Raw genomic sequence first — 21,399 nt, forward strand, 5'->3', positions numbered from 1 at the left:
AACATTTGAGGTGAACAATCAAGATGAGTCTCATACCGTTTTTTCAATTGCCATTAATGATGGACGGATACAGTATTGGTTACTGGAATCACTTGAAGGTCTCTGCTAACGATGATCTCTCCAGCAAATACGGCAGCTGCCTCCTGCTTTGTCTCTTCCTCGATAATGTTGGGAAGAAAATGAGTTAGAACGAGCGTTTTCACTCCGGCTTCCTTGCCAATTCTGCCTGCCTGTTCTGGTGTACAATGTTCTTTTTGCAAGTTATCCCAAATCTCCTTCAGTTCTGCGCTGTCTGTGTGGCGATACACACTAGTGGGTGCCAGACAAGCATCCATAACGAGAAGGTCAGCATCTTTTGAAAGTTTTACGAGGTCTGATGTAGGAGCCGTATCTCCTGACAGGACGACTGTTTTTTCTCCTACTTCAAAACGATAGCCATACGTCAGTACGTTGTGAAGCATCTCAGCAGTCGTAATCTTCCATGGCAGCCCACAATAAATTTCCCCCGGCTCATCAATTTCGATAATGTTCACATCTAACACGCCGTTCCCTGGTCTGCCGAGTGATGTACGGTAGGAAATGTCTTCTTCAAACAAATGAAGAATCGTTTCGTGAAAATGCTTCATTCCCTTTGGGCCAACGATGGTAAGCTTGCGTCGTCCAAGCCCCCATCCACCCAGCAAAAACTGCCCATACCCGAATACATGATCAGAATGAAGGTGGGTCATAAACAAATAATGAATCTTTTCTGGCGCAATGCCTGCTTTCATTAGCTGAGCAGTCGTTCCTTCGCCGCAGTCCACTAAAATATGTGTATCTCCAACGGTTAAAACTTGTGCTGGACCTGAACGTTCGAGTTCTGGTCTCGGACTCCCCGTCCCCAGCATCGTTACTTTTACTTCTGTCATTTCTTTGTGCCTCCCTCTTCAAGTTCCTATGTGTAAGATTCTTATTTTCCTTATGATGACGGTAGTTTTCTGAGCTGTATCAGCTGTTTTTCATGCTCTCGGTCTCAGTACTTTCCTTCTCCTCGCCCCTTTTCTGAATCTTTCATTTATTGTTACTATCTTAAACATTTTAACCATTTCAGTCAAAAGATTTATTTAAATATTCAAAATCTATATTATTAATATTAATTTTTATACTTTTTTCATATATCTTTAATTATTTAAACACAAAAGTAGTTTATACTTATTTAAGGATCCCTTTGTTTTTCTACTTATATTGTCTAAAGTAGTTGTATTATTCTATTGGATCACCTATTTTTTCGACTTCATTAAAGAATCAAAAAACTTATTACCAAAACGGATCAAAGAGTGCTATACTATAGAGACTGCTACAGAAGAAACACAAAGAGGTGTTCAAATGAATAAAAAGTGGAAGCTGTTGGCGGAGATATTTTTCACCTTTTTTAAGATCGGCCCCGTTACGTTCGGGGGTGGCTATGCGATGATCCCTCTCATTGAAAAAGAGGTAGTGACTAAGAAGAAGTGGATGCAAACAAATGATATAACGGATGTCGTAGCGCTGGCAGGTTCTGCTCCCGGTGCGATGGCGATTAACTCAGCTACTTTTGTAGGTTACCGAATCGCTGGTGTCAGCGGGGCCATCGCAGCTATGATCGGCATCCTGCTCCCTACCTTTCTCATTGTGGTGGGGCTCAGTATTTTCTATCTTTATTTCAACGATAACCCGAAGATTGAAGCAGCCTTTCATGGCATTGGCCCAGCTGTTGTGGCTCTAATCTGCTTAGCCGCTTATAAACTTGCCCCAACAGCGATTATTGACAAAACAACACTTGTGATCGCTAGTATCGCTGTTCTTCTGTTATTTTTCCTTCATATTCATCCTGTTGTGATGATTCTTGGAGGAATTGCTGCCGGGATTTGTCTCGTTAAAATTAGAACATGGCTTGGCTACAAAACAAAGCTTGATGGACTCAAGCAAAAAGTGGGGTGAGCACAGTTCATGATGTTACTCGAACTATTTAAGACCTTTTTTATTATTGGGTTTATTTCATTTGGAGGAGGATATGCAACAATCCCGATCATTGAGATGGAAGTGACCGCTCATCAATGGATGACGACCGAGGAGTTTACTGACATTATCGGCATTGCCGGCATGTCACCTGGACCAATCGCTACAAATTGCGCTGTTTTCGTTGGCTATCAAACAGCCGGCTTTGCCGGTGCCGTTGCTTCGACAGCAGGTGTCATTTTGCCTTCACTTATTGTTATTCTAATTTTGGCTGTTTTCTTTTACCGGGCAAACAAAAACCCTATCGTCCAGTCCGCTTTTTACGGGCTTCGCCCAATTATCGTTAGCTTGATTGTATATGCAGCCATTAAATTTGCCTTTTCCAGCGGCATGGTTACCACCTTATCTAACGAATCATTCAGCCTTTTACTAATATTTATTTTTTCGTTGCTGGCATTAACGAAATTCCACTTACACCCAGCAGTTGTCATTATTCTTTCCGGTCTAGCTGGAGTGGCCCTGTATACCTAGCAGCAGTAATGGCTCCCTCGCTAGCCGTTCTGCATAATACTTAGCGGATGAACGACAACACACCTGTCGCACCGTCGTGTTAATGACCCGTACACTAAATAAAAGAGGTCTATCTGCACACCTTTTTATTTATAAAGGAAACAGAGTTACTTCACTATCCTTTGTTCTTTCGCTGCGAACGCTTCAGGATATCCACAGCTGCCATGCTCACTTAAGTCCAGACCCACCAGCTCTTCTTCTACCGTTACCCGTAGTCCGTTCATTAATTTTTTCATAATAACTAAAGCAGCGAATAAACCAGTTGATAGCGTCCCCCACACACCGGCCATTCCATGAACAGAGAGCGCAAAGATGGGGTCATCCACTTTTATCCTCTCAAAAAATTTCACGCTATAAAACACAATGACTCCAGCTACTAGGCCGCAGCCCACTTTTCTACAAAAGCACAGGATGCTGTTATAGCAACAAGCCCGGCCAGTGCTCCGTTTAACATGGTCGGTACATCAGCCTTCCCGCATACAACCCAAGAAATGGTTAACGCACTAAACGTTCCAGCTGCCGCAGCCACATTCGTATTTAAAGCAACAAACCAAAAAAACCATCTCCCACCCCTAACGTACTTCCCGCATTAAATCCGAACCAGCCCACCCATAAAATCAATACCCCTAGAGCGGTGAATACTTGATTATGACCAGATAAATTATTTGCGGTGCCATCTTTATTGTACTTACCCACCCTTGGCTTCAAGAGAATAGTAGCTGCAAAAGCCGCCATCGCTCCCGTTAAGTGAACGACTGTAGAACCCGCAAAGTCCTGCTTGTCATGAGCAGCCAGCCCCCTCCCCATATCCAATGGGCTATGACAGGATAAATAATCGCTGAAAAAATAAGAGCAAAAACAAGATAAACTGAAAATTTGGCCCGCTCGGCGAATCCTCCGAAAGCAATAGTTAGGGAGATTCCTGCAAATGCCAGCTGACACATGAAAAACACAGCAGCTGAGTAGCTTGTCTCTTCTACTTTATCACTAGAATAGAAAAACTCAGATAACCTAACAAAAAAGTTAGCGTTGTCTCCAAAGATAAAGCCGTAACCCGCCGCCCAAAACACGATCGAAGCAATCCCAAACGTAAAAACCGTCTTTCCAGCAATATGCCCGGCATTTTTCATTCGTGTTGACCCAGCCTCCAGCAAGATAAAGCCACCTTGCATTAAAACCACCAAAATTGTCCCTACCATAATCCATATACTATTTAATAAATACAAATCATCCATTTGCATTCCTCCACTTTTATTGCAGGCCAGTTCACCACTGCGACCTTATAGTAACGCAGTGGGAACTCACCCCTGATGTTTAGTTATCTAGAATATTAATGTTGTACTGTTCGAACCATTCATTGATCTGTACAAGATGGGCAATAAGCTGCACACCTGTCATAAGCTGGCCAAACCAAGGCACTTTAAAGGAAGAGCCATTTGAGCGAATAATATCTGTTACTTTTGTTTTGGAGAGTAACTCAAGAATAGGAGATGAGGGATTGTTCATAATGTTCGTTAACTGTTTCTTTACTCTTACGGTATAGGCTGGATGATAGGTTTTGGGATAAGGACTTTTTTTTCGGTAAAGCACATCATGAGGCAAAACTCCTTCCAGAGCCTGACGCAAAATTCCTTTTTCCCTTCCATGGAGCATTTTCATGTCCCATGGGATATTCCAGGCGTACTCCACAATCCGATGATCAGCAAATGGAACTCTCACCTCCAAGCTCGCTCCCATACTCATTCGATCTTTGCGCTCAAGCAATGTCGTCATAAACCAAATCATATTCAAATAAAACATTTCCCGGCGACGCGCTTCCAACGGGCTTTCCCCATCTAATTGAGGTGTTTCCCGGACAGTCCCTTCGTATCGGTCTCGTACATATGCTGCGAGATCGAGCCGCTGCTGCCAGTGCGGAAGAAGCAATTGCTGTCTTTCCTCTTGAGATTTCATCCAAGGAAAACTTTCATCCTTTAACAGCTCTTCTCGATAAAACCACGGATAGCCCCCAAAAATTTCATCTGCACACTCGCCAGATAAAGCGACGGTAAAGTGAGGTTTAATCTGTTCGCAAAACCACAACAAGGAAGAGTCAACATCTGCCATTCCCGGCAAATCTCTCACTTTTACAGCTTCCTTTAAGTAATCGGCCAGCTCATCGTTTTGAATAATAGCCGCATGATGGACCGTTCCTAAATGCTGCTGCATCTTTTCGATCCACGGTCTATCTTCATCAGGCTGGAAAGTGCTTGCTTGGAAGTATTGATTATTATGGACATAATCAATAGAGTACGTATGAAGCGGTCCATGGCCTTTTTCTTTAAAAAAATCAGATGCAAACTGGCTGATCGCGCTCGAATCGACTCCTCCCGATAAAAACGTGCAGACCGGCACATCAGCTGTCACTTGCCGTTCAACTGCATCCTTCATAAGAAATCTGACTTGTTCCACAGTTTCCTCTAGTGAGTGATTATGTTTCTTACTCTTCACATTCCAATATCTCCAAATTTTCAATCCACTCCGGGAGTAGGTAAGTGCATGAGCCGGCCTAAGCTCGTTGATCCCCCGGAAAACTCCATGGCCCGGAGTGTGAGACGGCCCTAATCCAAATACTTCTTGGAGCCCTTCTCTTCCTACCTCCCTCTTCACCTTAGGATGAGATAGAATAGCTTTTAATTCAGAAGCAAATAAAATGGATCTATTTCCTTCCTTGTAGAAAAGCGGTTTAACGCCAAGACGGTCTCTTGCGATAAAAAGCTGTTCTTTCCTCTCATCCCAAACCGCAAAGGCAAAAATCCCATTTAGATAGTCTACACATTTCTCTCCCCATTCTATATAAGCTGTCAACAAGACTTCCGTGTCAGAATGAGAACGAAAAACATGCCCTGCCTTTACTAACTCTTTGCGAAGATCTTCCGTGTTATAAAGCTCTCCATTATACACAATCGTATAAGTCTGCTTATTTACTTCTTTTGCCATCGGCTGGGTTCCGCCAGCCGGATCTACAACAATGAGTCGAGTGTGACCAAAAGACACGTGACGGCTGCTCCATACATTTGAAGCATCTGGACCGCGTCTCGCTAATGTATGCGCCATTTTTTCCACGATGAATGCCTGAGTTGTCAAATCCTGCTGCCAATCAATCCACCCTGTTATTCCGCACACTCGTCATCACTCTTTTCTATTAAATTTTTAAAACAATCCCCGTTTTAATATTGCGTAATATACTGCTCACGCTCCCACGGATGAACTTGCGTGCGGAATAAATCCCATTCAATTATTTTCGCTTCAATAAAACGTTCACACAAGTGAGGGCCTAAAGCCCGTGTCATGACTTCATCTCCTTGAAAATTTTTGATCGCCTGAGCAAGAGTAGCTGGCAAATCAACGATGCTGTTGTCCTCCCGCTCTTGTTTAGACATGACGTAAATATTTTGATCGACCGCTTTCGGCGGTGTTAATTGATTTTTAATGCCATCCAATCCGGCAGCGAGCTGGACAGCCATCGCCATATATGGATTAGCCGAAGGATCCACACTACGCACCTCCACTCGTGTACTCATCCCTCGAGAAGCCGGAATGCGGATCAGGGGACTTCTGTTTCTCGCTGACCAAGCTACATAACAAGGAGCTTCGTATCCTGGAACTAACCTTTTATATGAATTCACTGTCGGATTGGTAATCGCAGTGAAGTTCGGAGCATGCTTCAAAATACCGGCTACAAACTGTCTAGCCGTATCACTCAGCTCCAGATCTCCATCTTTGTCATAAAAAACATTCTCCCCATCCCTGAATAAGGACAAGTTACAATGCATACCGGAGCCGTTCACGCCGAACAGCGGTTTTGGCATAAAGGTCGCATGCAGGCCGTGCTTACGAGCAATTGTTTTCACGACTAGTTTAAATGTTTGGATGTCATCGCATGCTTTCACAGCATCTGTATATTTAAAATCAATTTCGTGCTGACCAGGTGCTACCTCATGATGAGAAGCTTCAATTTCAAATCCCATTTCTTCTAATTCCAATACGATGTCACGCCGGCAGTTTTCACCTAGATCTGTAGGAGCAAGATCAAAGTAACCGCCACTATCGTTTAATTCAAGTGTCGGCTCTCCTTTTTCATTCAGCTTAAATAGAAAGAATGCCGGTTCAGGCCCAACATTGAAATTCGTGAATCCTAATTCCTTCATTTCATTTAACATTCTCTTCAAATTACTGCGAGGGTCTCCTTCAAAAGGCGTGCCATCTGGATGATAAATATCACAAATAAATCTGGCAACTTTTCCTTTTTCGGCCGTCCAAGGGAAAATCACGAATGTATCTAGATCTGGATACAAGTACATATCTGACTCTTCAATCCGGACAAACCCCTCAATAGAGGAACCATCAAACATCATCTTATTGCTCAACGCTTTCTCCAGTTGTGATGCCGGGATCTCAACGTTTTTAATCGTTCCTAAAATATCCGTAAATTGCAGCCGGATAAATCTCACATTCTCTTCCCGAACTAATCTAAAAATCTCTTCTTTATTAAACTGCGTCATACTCTCCTCTCCCTCCCATTGTTTTTTATTTATAATAGTGATTCCTTCTTCATAAACATTTCCGGACGGCACTACCCTCTTCCTAGACGGCCCAAACGACCAAACTTTGGCCTCTGCACACATCACCAGCTGCAATGAACACAAACTGCGCCGGCCAATCAAATCCTTCTCTCATCAGCAGTCCTGTCATTCAATGTGCTTTTGTGTAATCTCTGCTTCTGAGTCTCTTGCGGCAAAGAGAGTATTTCAACACCATACTCCTCTTTGCATGGTATGCTCAGTTGTGAACAAGCTGTTTGAAAAAATTGATGAGGAAGCTGAACCATGACCCCGGCTCCATCTCCTGTAAGCAGATCACTTCCCTGGCCGCCACGATGATTCAGATAAACCTTGTTTAACAACACTGCGGGAAGCTGCTCCTTTAACACGGGCAACAAATCCGGTGCCGCACGCACCACGTTCAAAGGTTGGATCATAAAGTCCTTGTTTTTGCGGGAGCATGGTCCCCTTCATCCTTTCTGCTGTTTAGTATTTTATTTTCTTTTTAGCTAAATTATTTCAAGCAGCCATTAAAAATATTGGGTGTCCTCTTGCTAGTTATTGTATGATTCAAGAATTAATCCAAACAATATATTGTTTGGATTTAAATAATCTATTTTTGAGAACAATTAACCGAAAGCGTTTTCTACAAAACATTTTAAATGATTAAAAAAGACCTCTCACTTCAGATAGAGCCTATAATTTTGACATGTTAGCGTTGAATTTCAGCAAATACTTCGATTCAATAAATAAACAGAAAAATTTTTCTGATAATCTATTAGGAAAACGGGAATAAGGATAAAAAGTGAGGAGGTTATCGCATATGAAAAAAAATAAATTGGTTGAAAAAGTGAAGGATACGTTTAGCCAGGCGGCAGATTATGTGAAAGAAAAAGCAATAGAGTTGGCTAATCCGCCTTCTACCTCTATCGCTAAACTAGATGAGTATATTTCAACCCATCCTGACACGAAAATGGCGGCTACAACATGGCTAGGAACAACGTTCATCTTCTATACATTAGAGGATAAGGAGGTCTCCTACTACATGGAGAAAAGGGGTTCTTATCTCCTGCAACTGGATGTCACTAATCAGAATGGGGAACTCATCTCCTATCGCTCGTATAAAGATCGGCCATCTTTAAACACCCCTATCCCTTCTATTTCTCAAACCATTCGTTTAAAAAATAATAAAGCAGGCTCATTAGCACAATGAGCCTGCTTTATCTTTTTTCTATTTAAATTTATCGATTATGCATCCCAGCAGTCAAAGAACCCTTTCAATATAAGTTATTTTATATTGATAACGGTGAGTAAATGGTATTCTTTTTGCAACAGTACCCTTTTACGTCAAAGCCGTATTTTTTTAACTGACGGACGCTTAAATTAAGCAGTACTTTATCGGATACGATCACAATGACTTCTTTATTAGAAATTTCGTTATGCTGTCTCGCCAAGTAAGGCAAAGGAATATGAACGGCAGACGAAACCGGATTTCGGCTGGCTTCATGAAAATCGCGAACATCAACCAATGAGACATTCTCGTTATTATGGCACCCCTGAATCTCTTCTGTTCCGACAACCGGTACGTAACGCTTATATAACATAGGCAATATCAACAGTACGATCACGCCTAAAAGAATAAACATAGTTCCCTCCAACTAAATCAAATAGATGTCCAAGGCATATTGGCTATAAATCTAACATACCCCCTTGTGTATATTAAATCAAATTCATTGCCCAGTCAATATTTTTTTGGAAGGTTTTCTTCTAACAATCTCTTATAACACTAAGATAAAATAAACTCCCAGCAGTAAGACCAATACACTGACAGCGATCGTGACAACTGCAATCATGATAGCCGATGATCGAAAAGACGTTTCATTGATTTCTCTTCGCTTCACAAAATAGCTAATCGCCCCCGTAACTAAAATGGAAAGACCGACAATCAGAGCAAAGATCATCATCAGCAAGGAGATTTTGTCCGTTACTTCACTAACCTTTGACCCGTAATTAAAATGCAGCGTTACCGCTAAAAAACCGATCCCCACCACAGCAATACCCGTGCGCAGCCATGCAAGAAAAGTTCGTTCATTTGCTAAGTGCTGTTGAATGTATTTGGATTCATCTACTTTTTCTTTTTTCATTATCGTACCTCTCGTTCTTGGGCTTCCTTAGTATCTTCCCCCTTTTTTTCTACCCTCATTTTACACATAAGAACATAACGCGCAAATTCTCTGCTTACTCTTTCCTATTCCTTCTAAATAAAAAGACGGCATTCCACCAAAAAACGCACAGAACAAATAATCATTTTGGACATAAAAAAAGCTCTTCTAAAATGAGCTGATTCACTCACTTTTCGAAAAGCTTTCTTACTGCTGTTTATTCAATGCCAACTGCTGTTTTAACATAGGCAGAAATAGCATCAACGGACAACTGCAGGTTATTCGTTAATAAACTATTCTTTATATAAGATAGCTTATTCCCTTCAACCGCGTAAGACTGGATATTTAAAATATTGTCAATATAAAGTATGCCCTTGTTCGTAATCATCGGCTGCGTGATTTTGTCTCCGCCGTTCTCTATTGGAGCCGAAGGAATAACCTCTGTACCATTGAGCAGCCCTTCTTTTGTTAACTGCTCCATTCGTGCTGGATAAGAAGGCATTCCCTCCATCATTAGTTTATGAAGTTCAGCTATATGGTTGGGATCATTCCCAAGATAATATTGAACATAATAAGCAAGGATGACTTGTTCTCTTTCTGTTAATGTTTCCATTTTTGCTTCCTCCTTTGTTCTTCATATATTTCGACAAAAAGAGAAACATTCCTGCTAGAACTCTACATACCTTTTGCTCTATATTGAATTAGGTCAAAAGGCAGAAAAAGAGACTGCTGCGCGGGTTTCTCTATCCACCTCTAGTTATGTTTCACATTTTTTCTTATTTAACCGTCCGTCGTATGATGTTCCTTTTGCAATACTAACTGCTCTGCTGCCGCTTGCTTGTGCAGCTGTGTCGATAGGCCGAAAGCTAAAAGCAACAAAAGACTACAAAGCATAAAAGAGGAAGGGATTCCACCAACGTGGTCAATCATCCATCCTCCAAGGCCCGGTCCAAGCAATTGTCCAGAAGCAAAGTATACCGTCACATACCCTAAGGCAATAGGGGCATAGGATGGATGAATTTGCTCTGTCGATAAAGCTTGAATGAGTGACAGCATGCCAACGACCGTGATTCCCCAAAGAAGCTGGCTAGCGATAAACCCTGCATTCACCGGGAATACAATAGGTATAGCCATTGAAATGGCTCCAATAAAAAGGGTAATCAGCAAGGACTTCTTCCGGCCAATCCGGTCTGAAATAGTCCCCCACAGCGGTCCGCTGAAAATAGACAACAAGCCTCCAAACGCCATAATTTGTCCAGCTGCATAACGTGTGATGTGGGACTCTAACATAAAGCTGAATAAGAAGCTTTGAGGGATTAAGTAGGCGAAGCCGATCAGCCCATAGATAAGGGCGACAAGCAGGACTCGTTTATGCAAATAAACTTCTTGAAATAATGATTCTCGCTCCTCCATATTTTTGCGGGCAGGAACGGGCGGATCATGCAGCACTAAATGGGCGGTAAGGGCAGACAATAAGGAGAGTGCTCCATATACAACCCAGAGATAGCGCCAGCCGTTTAAAGAAAACCAATCAGTAAAAAATGGAATCAATGCGCTTGAAATCAATGTACCTAATCCAAGGCCACTGACGAGAAAGCCAATCATCATTCCGCGCTGTTTTGGAAACCAGCCGACGACGATATTAACAAGCGGAGTATACGTAAAAGCGGTGCCGATACCAAGAAGAATCATCCCCAGCATGCAAGAAAGAAAACTTTGTACAAAAGATAAGTAAAATAGACCCGCGGCAACAAGCAATGTGCCAATGACGACTAATCGTTTTGATCCCCATCTCGCTGCCATAATACCAGCAAACAGGACGAGGCCTAAATATCCCACCGAGGTGGCTGTACCAAGTACGCCCGCTTGTTCGTATGTAAGTGCCAAGTCCTCTTTCATAAACGGCATTAAAATGCCATAAGACATGCGGCCAAATCCAAGCGTACTAATCGTTACCATCACGCATGTAAAAGCATATTTCCATATTGGCTGCTCTTGTCCCATACACTCCCTCCTCCGCTGTTGCTCCCCTTTATTTTCAAGCTAGCTTGGATAGTTAAACATCAATCGTATAAATCCTCCAACGCTTGCTGCAGCGTTGCTTTTGTTTGAATAGATTTGAAATCAATTCCAATTGACACGAGTGTATGAGAAATTTCTGGCTGTATACCGGTTATGATTGTTTCTACCCCGAGAAGCTTTAAAGCGTTGACCACTTTAAAAATCTGATCGGCCACCATCGTATCGACAGTTAGAACGCCCGATAAGTCTAATATGAGGTGAGATAGTTGTAATTTTTTTGCTGAAGTTAATGTAGTCTCCATTAAGAACTGCGCACGCTCTGCATCAACATTTCCAATCAATGGAAGAATGGCAATCTCTTTCGTTACAGGAACAACAGGTGCTGATACTTCGATGAAGGCCTTTTTGGCTTCATTTAGCATGCGCTCATGAAATTCCACAAACGTTAAACTGAAGTAGTAAACCGCTTCGTCCAAGAGAGCGTCGATGATAGAACTGGCATCGAAAACAGTATCTATCGTCATCTCAGTTTTTTTCACTTCTTCTCTGATCGCCTTCCAGATAAACATCCGATAAAACCGGGTATCCTTTAACGCCTCATCAAGCGGAACACCTAGCTGAAAAATTGCTTCGCCTGTTTCTTTTCCCCATTTGGCGATACTTTCATGTACAAACTCTTCATTAGCATGTTTAAGAAGAGCTTCACCAAACAAATGAATGAATTCAGCTCTCATTTCCAAAATTCCCGCTTCCACAACGGCTAATTGTTCTTTCTCTCTTGCACTTATTCCCTTCAGCCTTTCATTATGTATCTCTTCAGCGAGTTGAACTTTCTTTTCGATAATTTTCTTTCCTAGAAGTTGAAGCTCATTTTTCATTTTTCTGCCTCCAAAAGCTGCAAACTTTCATTAAACGCTGTTTTTGCGCTTCTCATTCAGTTCTTAGCGATATGAATTTCGAGGAATTCTCTCATTAGTGTACCATAACAATTGTCTAAATTGTTAAAAAAGACCTCCAATCTTCTTTCATCAAAAAAGGCTGTGTTGGCATCTCCAACACAGCCTTCTTGCGTGCTTACAGCGAACGCAGGCACTCTTTTACTGTTTGTACGATAAAGTTAAAGTCTTCTTCTGTAATGCTCAATGGAGGTGCGAGCTGTAGTATATTATTGTAACCAGCTACGGTGTCACCATTCTTGCCGATAATCAGTTTTTTCTCCTTATAATTCGTGTGTCTTACACGAGCAAAAAGGATCTGCTATTTATTATGGTCCAATCGAATAACAAGTTCTACGAAATATGGAATAAAAATTTTTCCTAAGACCCCTTCTATGTTTCGGAACAAATTGTGTACAGCAAATAAATCACAACATAGACTAACTAATCACCGTAAGTGAATGAAGATCAGCTCTAAGGAGTAATCCTTAGAACCTTTTTTAAGACAGCCATAGATACAGCTTACTTAACAGCTTCTTTTAGCTCTTTGCCTGGTTTAAAAGCAGGAACTTTAGGAGCAGCAACCCGTATCTCTTCTCCAGTTTGTGGGTTGCGGCCTGTTCGGGCTGCACGTCCACGGACCTCAAACGTTCCAAGCCCAACAACTGGGTTTTTTCTTCCTTAGCAAGCTTATTAGAAATCGTTTCAAATAACACATTCAATGCTTTAGTAGCATCCTGTTTGCTTAATTCAGCTTTCTCCCCAACAACATTCACTAATTATTCCTTACTCTGTTAAAAACATCTGCTCAATGGCAGATGTTATGACAGGTTATTCCTATATGCTTGTATCTCCTAAAATAATTTCTATTTCACTTTCCACTAAGCTCTTTCTTACGGCTATGCTCATCGTTCCCATTGTATTCAATGCGACAACTGCCATATAGCCTTCCTGTAGGTAACAAACTATTTATTTTCCTTAGAGGCAAGTGAGTTCATCGTTAGTTTCCATTGATCCAGCCACTTGGCTTCACATCAAGATTGATATTGACCTGTTTCACTTCCAAATATTCGGAGAATCCATAAGTCCCTAATTCTCTTCCTATTCCGCTTTGTTTATATCCTCCCCAAGGTGCTTCATTATAAGTTGCATGATAAGTATTAATCCAAGTGATCCCAGCACGGAGCTTGCGTATAACTCGCATAGCTCTGGCAGCATCGGATGTAAATACAGCTCCCGCTAAACCATATGGTGTATCATTCGCCAGTTTAACTGCTTCTTCTTCCGTTTTAAACGTCTGGATCACGAGGACTGGTCCGAAAATTTCTTCCTTGACAATACGCATGTCTGGAGTCGTGTCAGTAAAAATGGTAGGTTCAAGGAAGTACCCTCTTCTATTAATACGGTTCCCTCCACATAATAGAGTCGCTCCCTCTTGTTTTCCAATTTCAATGTATTCTAATACTCGTTGTAGATGCTCTTCTGTAATTAATGGCCCCATAACTGTTTCTGGTTCTTTTCCAGATCCAACCCTTATATCTTGCGCCTTTTTCACCAAAGCGGGAACAAACCGATCGTAAAGTGCTTCATCTAGTAATAATCGAGATCCTGCAGAACAAACCTGCCCCTGGTTGGCGAATATAGCATATAAGGCATAATCAAGCGCTGTCTCAAAGTCTGCATCAGCAAAGACGATATTAGGTGACTTTCCTCCTAATTCAAGACCAATCTTTTTTATAGAATCAGCCGCGGCTTTCATAATAAGTTTTCCGGTTTTTGATCCGCCCGTAAAAGAGACTTTATCTACCGATGGATTACTGGCCAGTTCTTCTCCCACTGTTTGCCCCGCCCCAAGTACGAGATTTACCACTCCAGGGGGAAACCCTGCTTCACCGATAATTTCAAACAATTTGATAACGGAAAGTGGTGTTTGTTCAGCTGGCTTAATGACTACCGTACAGCCAGCTGCCAGAGCAGGAGCCATTTTTTGTGTTGCCATTACCAATGGATAATTCCATGGAACAATTTGACTAACCACCCCTACAGGTTCAGCGATGACCATAGCCTGCATGTGATCTGGAACATCATATATCTGCCCGTGCGGTTTTGTCGCTAGTCCTGCGTAATAACGAAATTGGTCAGCAGCATCCAACACGTCATGGCGCGCTTCACGCAGTGTCTTTCCATTGTTTAAAGTCTCTACTACCGCTATCTCTTCCAAACGCTCCTCTAGCTTATCGGCGATGCGAGTCAGGAGGACAGCTCGCTCTCTTGCTGAGCTGTCCTGCCAGCCGTCTTCATAAAATGCTCTCCTAGCTGCTTCAATTGCTTGCTTTGCATCTTCTGCATCGCCCTCTGAAACTACAGCAATTACTTCTTCTGTAGCCGGATTAATAATCTGGCGGGTTTTGCCACTGCCACTGTCTTTCCATTGACCATCGATATACATTGGTTCAGAATAAATTGTATATGCTGAGTTAGCACCCATACTCTGCTCCTCCTTGAATTCTTGTAAGCTATTTTATTACTAATCGTTTCGTTCAATTTAAAAGATATGTCTCGCACATAGAAAATGTTGAGATCAGTTATTGTTCTTCCATTTTAAATAAAACATGTAGCCCATTCCTATAACAATCCAAGCTATACCGAGCAGCTTAGCTAACGCTGCTAAACTGTACCATACATACCCGATAATAATTAAGCCGATGATCGGAAAAAAAAGATGATTCAGATAATCACGACTTTTTCTATGGCGGATGTAATAGTTGATCACTGAAATGTGTAACAAGATAAATCCTGTTAAAGCTCCAAAGTTTACTATAGAGGTTAAGCTGCCCATTTGGGATGAGAAAAGAGTGGCAACAGCCAACGAAATTACGGCTACAAGAATGGTACTTATATAAGGCGTCTTATATTTCGGATGTACCTTAGCCAAGACTGAAGGCAATTTTTTATCTCTGGCCATACTGAACAACAGTCTAGATATTGCCGCTTGGAACACTAAGGCGTCCGCCACTCCGAAAGCAATCGCTATTGCCAAGGCAGTAATCCACTTTAACCATGGACCTCCAGCGATCTCAGCAATTTCATAAAAAGCAGTATCTATGTTGCTAAAGCTCTGATAATCAGGATAAATAAGCGCTGCGATCCACGTTTGAACAACAAAGAGAACTCCTACTGCCAATAAAGAGAAAATAATCGCTTTTCCAATGACTTTATTTTCTCCTTTTGATTCCTCTGCCATTGTCGAAACGGCATCAAACCCTAAAAAGCTTAATACTGCAATTGAAACTGCACTCATTACCATTTCTATACTGAAACTACTAGAATCAAATAATGGTTTGAACGAAAACTCAGCCCCATTTACTCCGTTCATAATAGCGAAAATACCAGATACTACAAATACAGCTAAAACGATAAGTATGAGATAGGTGATAACCTTTATGGCTTTGGCAGTGACTTTTACCCCCACTATGTTAAGAACAGTGTTACTCCCAATGAAAAGGACCAACCAAGCAGTAGTAGGAACTCCCGGCAAAATGCCTTCAAGAGCTGCTGCTGCAACTAAATATATGAGTGTAGGCACAAAAATATAGTCAAGCAGGATAATCCATCCAGCCAGAAAACCAATAAAGTCGTTAATTCCTCGCTGTGCATAAGAATAGACAGATCCGGCAATCGGAAAAGCCTCTGACATCCGTGCGTAACTTAGAGCGGTAAAAATCATCCCGACCATTCCAATTAAGTAGGCAAGAGAAACCATTCCATTTGAAGCTTGAGCTACATATCCATAGATAGCAAACGGAGCGATCGGCACCATTAAAGACAACCCGTAGATTAACAAATCCCAAAATGTCAATGAACGCTGGAGCTCCTGTTTATATCCAAATTTCTCGATTTCATCTGCTCCTTGATTGACTTCTTTCTCAACTTTCAACCTATCCTCCATTCCCCTAACCCCCTCCTACTGCAATGCTTTTTATTTGGATTGTTTTAATATAGTTGCCTCCACATCAATACAGCCGTCTTTAATCACTACTCCATAAACCTTCTCTGCAGCTTCAAGACTTATTTTTCCTTCTCGAACATCTTTAATCGTTCTTTGTACATCGCGCAGTACCGGATATCCATATCCTCCTCCGCCAGATGTTTCTATGATAATACGATCTCCTGGCTGAGCTTGAAAATATCCTTTTCGCATTTCAACCTCTTGGCCATCTTTTCTAACGTGCCTGATCTTAGCAGACGAACCTGCTTTTCCACCCTTTAATCCCCAAGGAGCGAAGTCTGGATTAGACTGTTCTGTATATACTAATCCTTGATGCTCCTGCTCAAGTATCTCGTACTCTCTTTTAATCCCAAGTCCCCCTCGCCATGTACCTGGACCGCCTGAATCCGGAATCAACTCGGTCGACCGAACGCGAATTTGATAAGATAACTCGCATACCTCTGCCGGTAAGATTGCCACGTTCCCGCAATGAGTATCGACTGCATCAATGCCATCTCCATTTGGATGGGCTCCCATCCCTCCTCCGAGATCGTCCTGTATGACTCTTGGGTTCCCATGAATAGGATGCCAGCTATCAATGGCTAAGCTGGAGAATCCAACAAATGTTCCGGCCGCTGTACGCTCTGGATACAACTCAGAAAGGGCGCGTAAAATAGTATCAGCTATTCGTTGAACAGCAAGATGACGCAGACTAACAGCTGCAGGAAAGTGTGGATTAACAATACTGCCTTCAGGCAGCCGTACTTTTATAGGACGGAAGCATCCTTGATTTTGTGGTGTTGATGGATCGACTACACACTTTATGGCATACAATACAGCTGAAGTAGCTGCAGCTGGCGGAACGTTCATTCCTCCCTCCATTTGCGGACCAGTACCTGTAAAGTCAACCTCAATATCCCGTCCTCTCTTCATCACTTTGATGCGTATTTCGACAGGAGGACCGCCAACGCCATCGTCATCAAGCCATCCACTAGCCGTTGCCTCCGTATCCTTCATCGCGGCTAACTCTGTCCGCATACGCAATTCAGAATAATCCATCGACTTCTTCATCACTTCTAGTAAAGTGTCCACTCCATAACGGTTCGCTAACTCCTTCAGACGCCCTTCTCCATAACGGCATGCAGCAATTTGAGCACGCAAATCCCCCATCGTGGCTCTGGGCTCGCGAACATTGCCAGCAATAATGGTTGTAACAGCTTCATTAATTTGTTCTGCTGTCGCCAGTTTTACAGGAGGAATACGTAAGCCCTCTTCAAATATAGATTTGTTATCAAAGCCTTCAGTACCTGGGTTTTTTCCTCCCATATCTGCATGGTGAGCAATCGTACCGCATATTCCAATCAACTGTCCTTCAAGGAATGCTGGCGTAAACACATGCAAATCCGGCGTATGTTGTCCACCGCGATATGGATCATTAACTAAAAACGCATCTCCAGGCTGAAACGTATCTAGAGGAAAATCATTGAAAAGATCCCGCAAGGCCGTGCCCATTGAACCTAGGTGAGCTGGAATGTTTTCTGCTTGTGCAATCAGATTGCCCTTATTATCAAAAATCCCACAAGAGTAATCAATCATCTCTCTAATAATGGGTGAATAGGCACTTCTTCCAAGCACGCCACTCATCTCATCGGCGGCGGCGAGCAGGCCGCTATAGACTACCTCTAATGTAATAGCATCGATTTTTGATTCTGTTTCTGGTTTCTCTATTGACAGCTGCGATTGTTTTCTCATGCTCTCCCCTCCAATGACACAATCAAGTTTCCTTGCTCGTCTACTCTAACAGTTTGCTGTGGCTCTACAATCATTGTCGTATCCATTTGAACAATAATGGCTGGTCCTGCAATTTCAGTATCTAAGCTAAAACCGCCGCGATGATAAATTGGTGTATCCATCCATCCGTACTCATTAAAGTATACTGAGCGATGATTAATAGGCGTGTTCGCATTTAGACCAACTTCTTGCTTTACCACTTGTTCGTCGTCTAAACGCTCAATTTCTCCAATCGCCGATAATCTTAAATTTACAACTTCTACAGGCTCATTTTCTGCAGCATGGCCATATGTGTTCTTGTGAACTTCATGAAAGCTGCCAGCTGCTTCCTGAAGCAACTCCCTTGTGACCTCTCCCTCAACCGGGACGTTCAAATAATATTCCTGCCCTTTATAACGAAGATCCAATGACCGCTTCAAATGTATGCACTCAGACGGTACTCCTTCTCCCTTTAGACGTGCAGCCCCCCGCTCGCCTAACTCCACAAAGCTTCTCTCCAAGCTCGCTGAATCAGCGATGTCAAGAGCCACAACTTCTGTATGGGTAAAATCATGCCGCATATCACTTAAAAGCAATCCCTGTGCACATAGTACACCTGCTGAAGAAGGAATAATGACGGTTTTAATGCCTAGTTCTCTTGCTAATGCAGTGGCATGCAGTGGACCCGCTCCGCCAAAGGCAATCAGTGCGAAGTCCCGCGGGTCATATCCCCGGCGGCTAGATACAACACGAAGCGCTCCAGCCATGCTAGCGTTGGCAACCTCCAATATTCCGGAAGCGACACGTTCCACATCAAGGTCCAATTCCTTTGCGAGTTTTTCTAATGCTGCATAGGACTTTTCAGGGTAAACTGTAAATTCGCCACCTAGATAGTTTTCTGGATCAAGGCGGCCAAGAAAGAGGTTTGCATCTGTTACTGTCGGCTCCGTTCCCCCTTTTCCATAACAAGCAGGTCCTGGCACAGCGCCTGCACTTTTAGGCCCCACTTTCAATGCTCCGCCTTTATCTTTCCATCCGATGCTGCCTCCACCCGCTCCAATCGTGTGGATGTCAACAGTTGGCACTTGCAATGGATAAACGTCATTTACCGAAGTGCCTTGAACAACTTGCGGTTTCCCATCAATAATAATGCCAATATCCGAACTCGTACCTCCCATGTCAAAAGTTAAGGCATTAGGGAAATTAGCCTTGCGGGCAATCTCAGCCGCTGCCACTGCTCCACCGGCAGGTCCGCTAAGGATGAGATTATGCGAGGAAACCTCCGCTTCTTTTCCTGAGACGATTCCTCCATTTGACTGCATGATATTCAATTTTTCTCCAATGCCTCTTGATTGTAGTTCCTCACGTAAATACCGGATATAACGGCGTACAACAGGAGCCAGCGCCCCGTTGATTACAGTTGTGGATGTCCGTGGGTATTCACGAAACTCAGGGCTGACTTCTGAAGAAATGCACACATACAATTCCGGATCAAGCTCCGCCGCTGCCTCTCGAACCAGTGCCTCATGCTCTGAATTGGCATAAGAGAACAGAAAAGAAACCGCAAGACTTTCAATATCCTCAGAAAGGAGTTTCTTTAATGCTTCATAGACCTCTTCCTTATTCAGCTCGTCGACTACTTTTCCTTGGGGATCAATCCGCTCTGTTACTTCCATTCGCAAATGACGCGGTACAATTGGCGCCGTTTTTTTCTGCTGAAGCTGATAAAGCTCAGGCCGCATTTGTGTGCCAATTTCTAATGTATCCCGAAAACCTTTAGTCGTAATAAGGCCGACTTTAGCCCATTGCTCCTGTAGCATGGCGTTTGTAGCCACTGTGGTCCCATGGGCAAGAAGGTCGACTTCCTCGACCGGAATTCCTGCAAGGTCACAAAGACGTTGTAAGCCGTTTATAATGGCTTCCGCCGGGTTTTGCGGTGTGGAAGGCACCTTAACAACTATTGGCTGCTTTTCATTCTGCCATAAAACACAGTCCGTAAAGGTTCCGCCCGTATCGATTCCTACCCGTACTTTATTTAATACATTTCCAGTTACACTCATAGTTTTTACCTCTCATCACGTAGTTTTTTACTTAGACTATTAGTTTCATTTTCATGAAAGATAAATAAAATTTTAATATTCTGTGTTTTATTGACAAATACTTACTTTAGGCTTTATACAAAAATAGCTTGATCTTTTTTAGTTTCACTATGCGTAATGTTTACTTCAACACTTTTCTCACGTAGATAAGCTAAAAACTTTTTCGGATCAATGCATTTCTCTGGCGGTTTAACCCCTTTCTCTGTCACTTCACCATTCAGAAGCATTTGAGCAACGATAGATGCTGGAATAGCTGTCGCGTACTGAGTGGCGCTGACATTCCATTTCGGCTGGTAATCTGTTACTAACTCTAACTTGATAGATGTTTTATTGCCATTCTTCATTCCTTTTACTTCTACTAACAAGGCATCTTTCCCCCAGATAGGTTCTTCCTTTTTAGCTAACACTGTTTGCAGCAATGATACCGTTTGGCGTCTAGGTGAAACGCTATTGCCTGCAATTTCTACAGGATCTGTTTCTAAAAGCCCTAAAGAGGTTAAGGTTTTTATTTTTTCAATCGTTTCCGGATCCCAAGTATCTTTGTATGTTATCTGTTTAACGCTAGGAAAGCTGGTTGGCAATGTTGCTAATTCAGAATGAATGATGGAATATGTTTTTTGAATACCAATGTCTTCATGAAAAACTGTGTATTCTTCATCCGCCAACGGTGGAATCTCAAGCAGTTTTCCATCTTTTACAACTAAGGCATTCTTTATAGCTTCATCAATAATCGTATCAACGGCAAAAGCAAAGGTAACCCCTGAAGTGGTTGATCCGTAACGAATATGGATTTCTTCCGCTTCATCCAGCATTTCCACACCATAACGGCTGAAAATGTTAGAAGTACCAGGATCAGACCCCATTCCAACAATTGATAAAATACCCGCAGCCTTCATTTCTGCATCTAGTTTTAGCTGTTCATTGGTACGTTTGAAAAGACCTCCTAAATCAAGTACACTCACTCCTGCAGCCGCAGCAGCTTTCATAACATCCAAATTAAAAATGTAATTAGATGCGTTTACACATACTGCGCCTTGGCTGAGAACCTCCTGTGCTCGTTGTTCATCTTTAATGTTTAAGGAAACAACCGAAATTTTATTATTTACCCAGCTTTTTAATTCCTCTAATTTATTCATATCTAAATCCGCCGCAACTACCTCCACGCCGCTCTCAACTAAGTCCCTTACAATCACTCGACCAATTGTGCCTGCCGCACCTAAAACAACAACTTTTTTCACATTGATGCCTCCCTAAATATTAATTTGCTATGTATAGCTTGTTTAATATATAGCA

At 42.4% G+C, this 21,399-nt stretch carries 18 protein-coding genes and 3 pseudogenes; 3 read left to right on the forward strand and 18 right to left on the reverse strand.

The features are described from left to right. Positions 1-53 precede the first annotated feature (53 nt). Positions 54-908 carry an MBL fold metallo-hydrolase gene (locus tag A8F95_RS11405; RefSeq protein WP_065410615.1) on the reverse strand — a complete coding sequence of 285 codons (855 nt, stop codon included), beginning with the start codon at positions 906-908 and terminating at the stop codon, positions 54-56. A 457-nt stretch (positions 909-1,365) separates the two neighbouring features. Here A8F95_RS11405 and A8F95_RS11410 point away from each other — a divergent pair, with 457 nt between their 5' ends. Together A8F95_RS11410 and A8F95_RS11415 are read left to right on the forward strand one after the other, a co-directional pair. Continuing rightward, positions 1,366-1,959 carry a chromate transporter gene (locus A8F95_RS11410; RefSeq protein ID WP_065410616.1) on the forward strand — a complete coding sequence of 198 codons (594 nt, stop codon included), beginning with the start codon at positions 1,366-1,368 and terminating at the stop codon, positions 1,957-1,959. Between the two features lie 9 nt (positions 1,960-1,968). Then, a complete protein-coding gene (locus tag A8F95_RS11415) occupies positions 1,969-2,508 on the forward strand; it encodes a chromate transporter (protein ID WP_077247330.1) in 540 nt (179 codons plus the stop codon). Positions 2,509-2,654: 146 nt separating this feature from the next. Here the strand turns inward: A8F95_RS11415 and A8F95_RS11420 are convergent. The 5 genes and pseudogenes from A8F95_RS11420 to A8F95_RS23045 all read right to left on the reverse strand — a co-directional run bounded on the left by A8F95_RS11420 (position 2,655) and on the right by A8F95_RS23045 (position 7,604). Further along, positions 2,655-3,782, reverse strand: a pseudogene (locus tag A8F95_RS11420) (ammonium transporter). Positions 3,783-3,861: 79 nt separating this feature from the next. Then, complete coding sequence (asnB, locus tag A8F95_RS11425; protein WP_065410617.1) at positions 3,862-5,712, reverse strand: asparagine synthase (glutamine-hydrolyzing); 1,851 nt, start codon at positions 5,710-5,712, stop codon at positions 3,862-3,864. Between the two features lie 44 nt (positions 5,713-5,756). Continuing rightward, positions 5,757-7,091 carry a type I glutamate--ammonia ligase gene (gene glnA, locus A8F95_RS11430; protein ID WP_065410908.1) on the reverse strand — a complete coding sequence of 445 codons (1,335 nt, stop codon included), beginning with the start codon at positions 7,089-7,091 and terminating at the stop codon, positions 5,757-5,759. Between the two features lie 158 nt (positions 7,092-7,249). Continuing rightward, positions 7,250-7,417 carry a hypothetical protein gene (locus tag A8F95_RS23040; protein ID WP_245671308.1) on the reverse strand — a complete coding sequence of 56 codons (168 nt, stop codon included), beginning with the start codon at positions 7,415-7,417 and terminating at the stop codon, positions 7,250-7,252. Positions 7,418-7,445: 28 nt separating this feature from the next. Beyond that, entirely contained in the window at positions 7,446-7,604 is a 159-nt protein-coding gene (locus tag A8F95_RS23045; RefSeq protein ID WP_245671313.1) for a hypothetical protein, read from the reverse strand. Positions 7,605-7,953: 349 nt separating this feature from the next. Here A8F95_RS23045 and A8F95_RS11440 point away from each other — a divergent pair, with 349 nt between their 5' ends. Further along, complete coding sequence (locus tag A8F95_RS11440) at positions 7,954-8,343, forward strand: hypothetical protein (RefSeq protein ID WP_065410619.1); 390 nt, start codon at positions 7,954-7,956, stop codon at positions 8,341-8,343. A 79-nt stretch (positions 8,344-8,422) separates the two neighbouring features. On the opposite strand, the gene A8F95_RS11445 is transcribed toward A8F95_RS11440, so the two are convergent. From A8F95_RS11445 to A8F95_RS11495, 12 genes and pseudogenes are all read right to left on the reverse strand, one after another. Continuing rightward, positions 8,423-8,776, reverse strand: coding sequence for a rhodanese-like domain-containing protein (locus A8F95_RS11445; protein WP_065410620.1), 354 nt, complete (start codon positions 8,774-8,776; stop codon positions 8,423-8,425). A 132-nt stretch (positions 8,777-8,908) separates the two neighbouring features. Beyond that, complete coding sequence (locus A8F95_RS11450) at positions 8,909-9,274, reverse strand: YidH family protein (protein ID WP_077247331.1); 366 nt, start codon at positions 9,272-9,274, stop codon at positions 8,909-8,911. Positions 9,275-9,509: 235 nt separating this feature from the next. Continuing rightward, positions 9,510-9,905: a hypothetical protein gene (locus A8F95_RS11455; protein ID WP_065410622.1), complete on the reverse strand. Its 396-nt coding sequence runs from the start codon at positions 9,903-9,905 to the stop codon at positions 9,510-9,512. A gap of 167 nt (positions 9,906-10,072) precedes the next feature. Further along, positions 10,073-11,296 (reverse strand): YbfB/YjiJ family MFS transporter, encoded by a 1,224-nt coding sequence (locus A8F95_RS11460; RefSeq protein WP_065410623.1) that lies wholly within the window; start codon positions 11,294-11,296, stop codon positions 10,073-10,075. Positions 11,297-11,355: 59 nt separating this feature from the next. Then, positions 11,356-12,192: an STAS domain-containing protein gene (locus A8F95_RS11465; protein ID WP_065410624.1), complete on the reverse strand. Its 837-nt coding sequence runs from the start codon at positions 12,190-12,192 to the stop codon at positions 11,356-11,358. 196 nt (positions 12,193-12,388) lie between these two features. Beyond that, positions 12,389-12,535, reverse strand: a pseudogene (locus tag A8F95_RS21715) (aspartate aminotransferase family protein); the annotation flags it as partial. 236 nt (positions 12,536-12,771) lie between these two features. After that, positions 12,772-12,971 (reverse strand): annotated as a pseudogene (locus tag A8F95_RS11470) (HU family DNA-binding protein). A 278-nt stretch (positions 12,972-13,249) separates the two neighbouring features. Next, positions 13,250-14,737 carry an aldehyde dehydrogenase family protein gene (locus A8F95_RS11475; RefSeq protein ID WP_065410625.1) on the reverse strand — a complete coding sequence of 496 codons (1,488 nt, stop codon included), beginning with the start codon at positions 14,735-14,737 and terminating at the stop codon, positions 13,250-13,252. A 93-nt stretch (positions 14,738-14,830) separates the two neighbouring features. After that, positions 14,831-16,198, reverse strand: coding sequence for an APC family permease (locus A8F95_RS11480; protein ID WP_065410626.1), 1,368 nt, complete (start codon positions 16,196-16,198; stop codon positions 14,831-14,833). Between the two features lie 30 nt (positions 16,199-16,228). Continuing rightward, entirely contained in the window at positions 16,229-17,989 is a 1,761-nt protein-coding gene (locus A8F95_RS11485) for a hydantoinase B/oxoprolinase family protein (RefSeq protein ID WP_065410627.1), read from the reverse strand. Next, positions 17,986-20,067 (reverse strand): hydantoinase/oxoprolinase family protein, encoded by a 2,082-nt coding sequence (locus tag A8F95_RS11490; protein ID WP_065410628.1) that lies wholly within the window; start codon positions 20,065-20,067, stop codon positions 17,986-17,988. The genes A8F95_RS11485 and A8F95_RS11490 overlap by 4 nt, the downstream gene beginning before the upstream one ends. A 113-nt stretch (positions 20,068-20,180) precedes the next feature. Next, complete coding sequence (locus A8F95_RS11495; protein WP_065410629.1) at positions 20,181-21,344, reverse strand: saccharopine dehydrogenase family protein; 1,164 nt, start codon at positions 21,342-21,344, stop codon at positions 20,181-20,183. Between the last annotated feature and the right edge of the window lie 55 nt (positions 21,345-21,399).

The sequence above is a fragment of the Pseudobacillus wudalianchiensis genome (assembly GCF_001685015.1).
Lineage (GTDB): Bacteria > Bacillota > Bacilli > Bacillales > Domibacillaceae > Pseudobacillus > Pseudobacillus wudalianchiensis.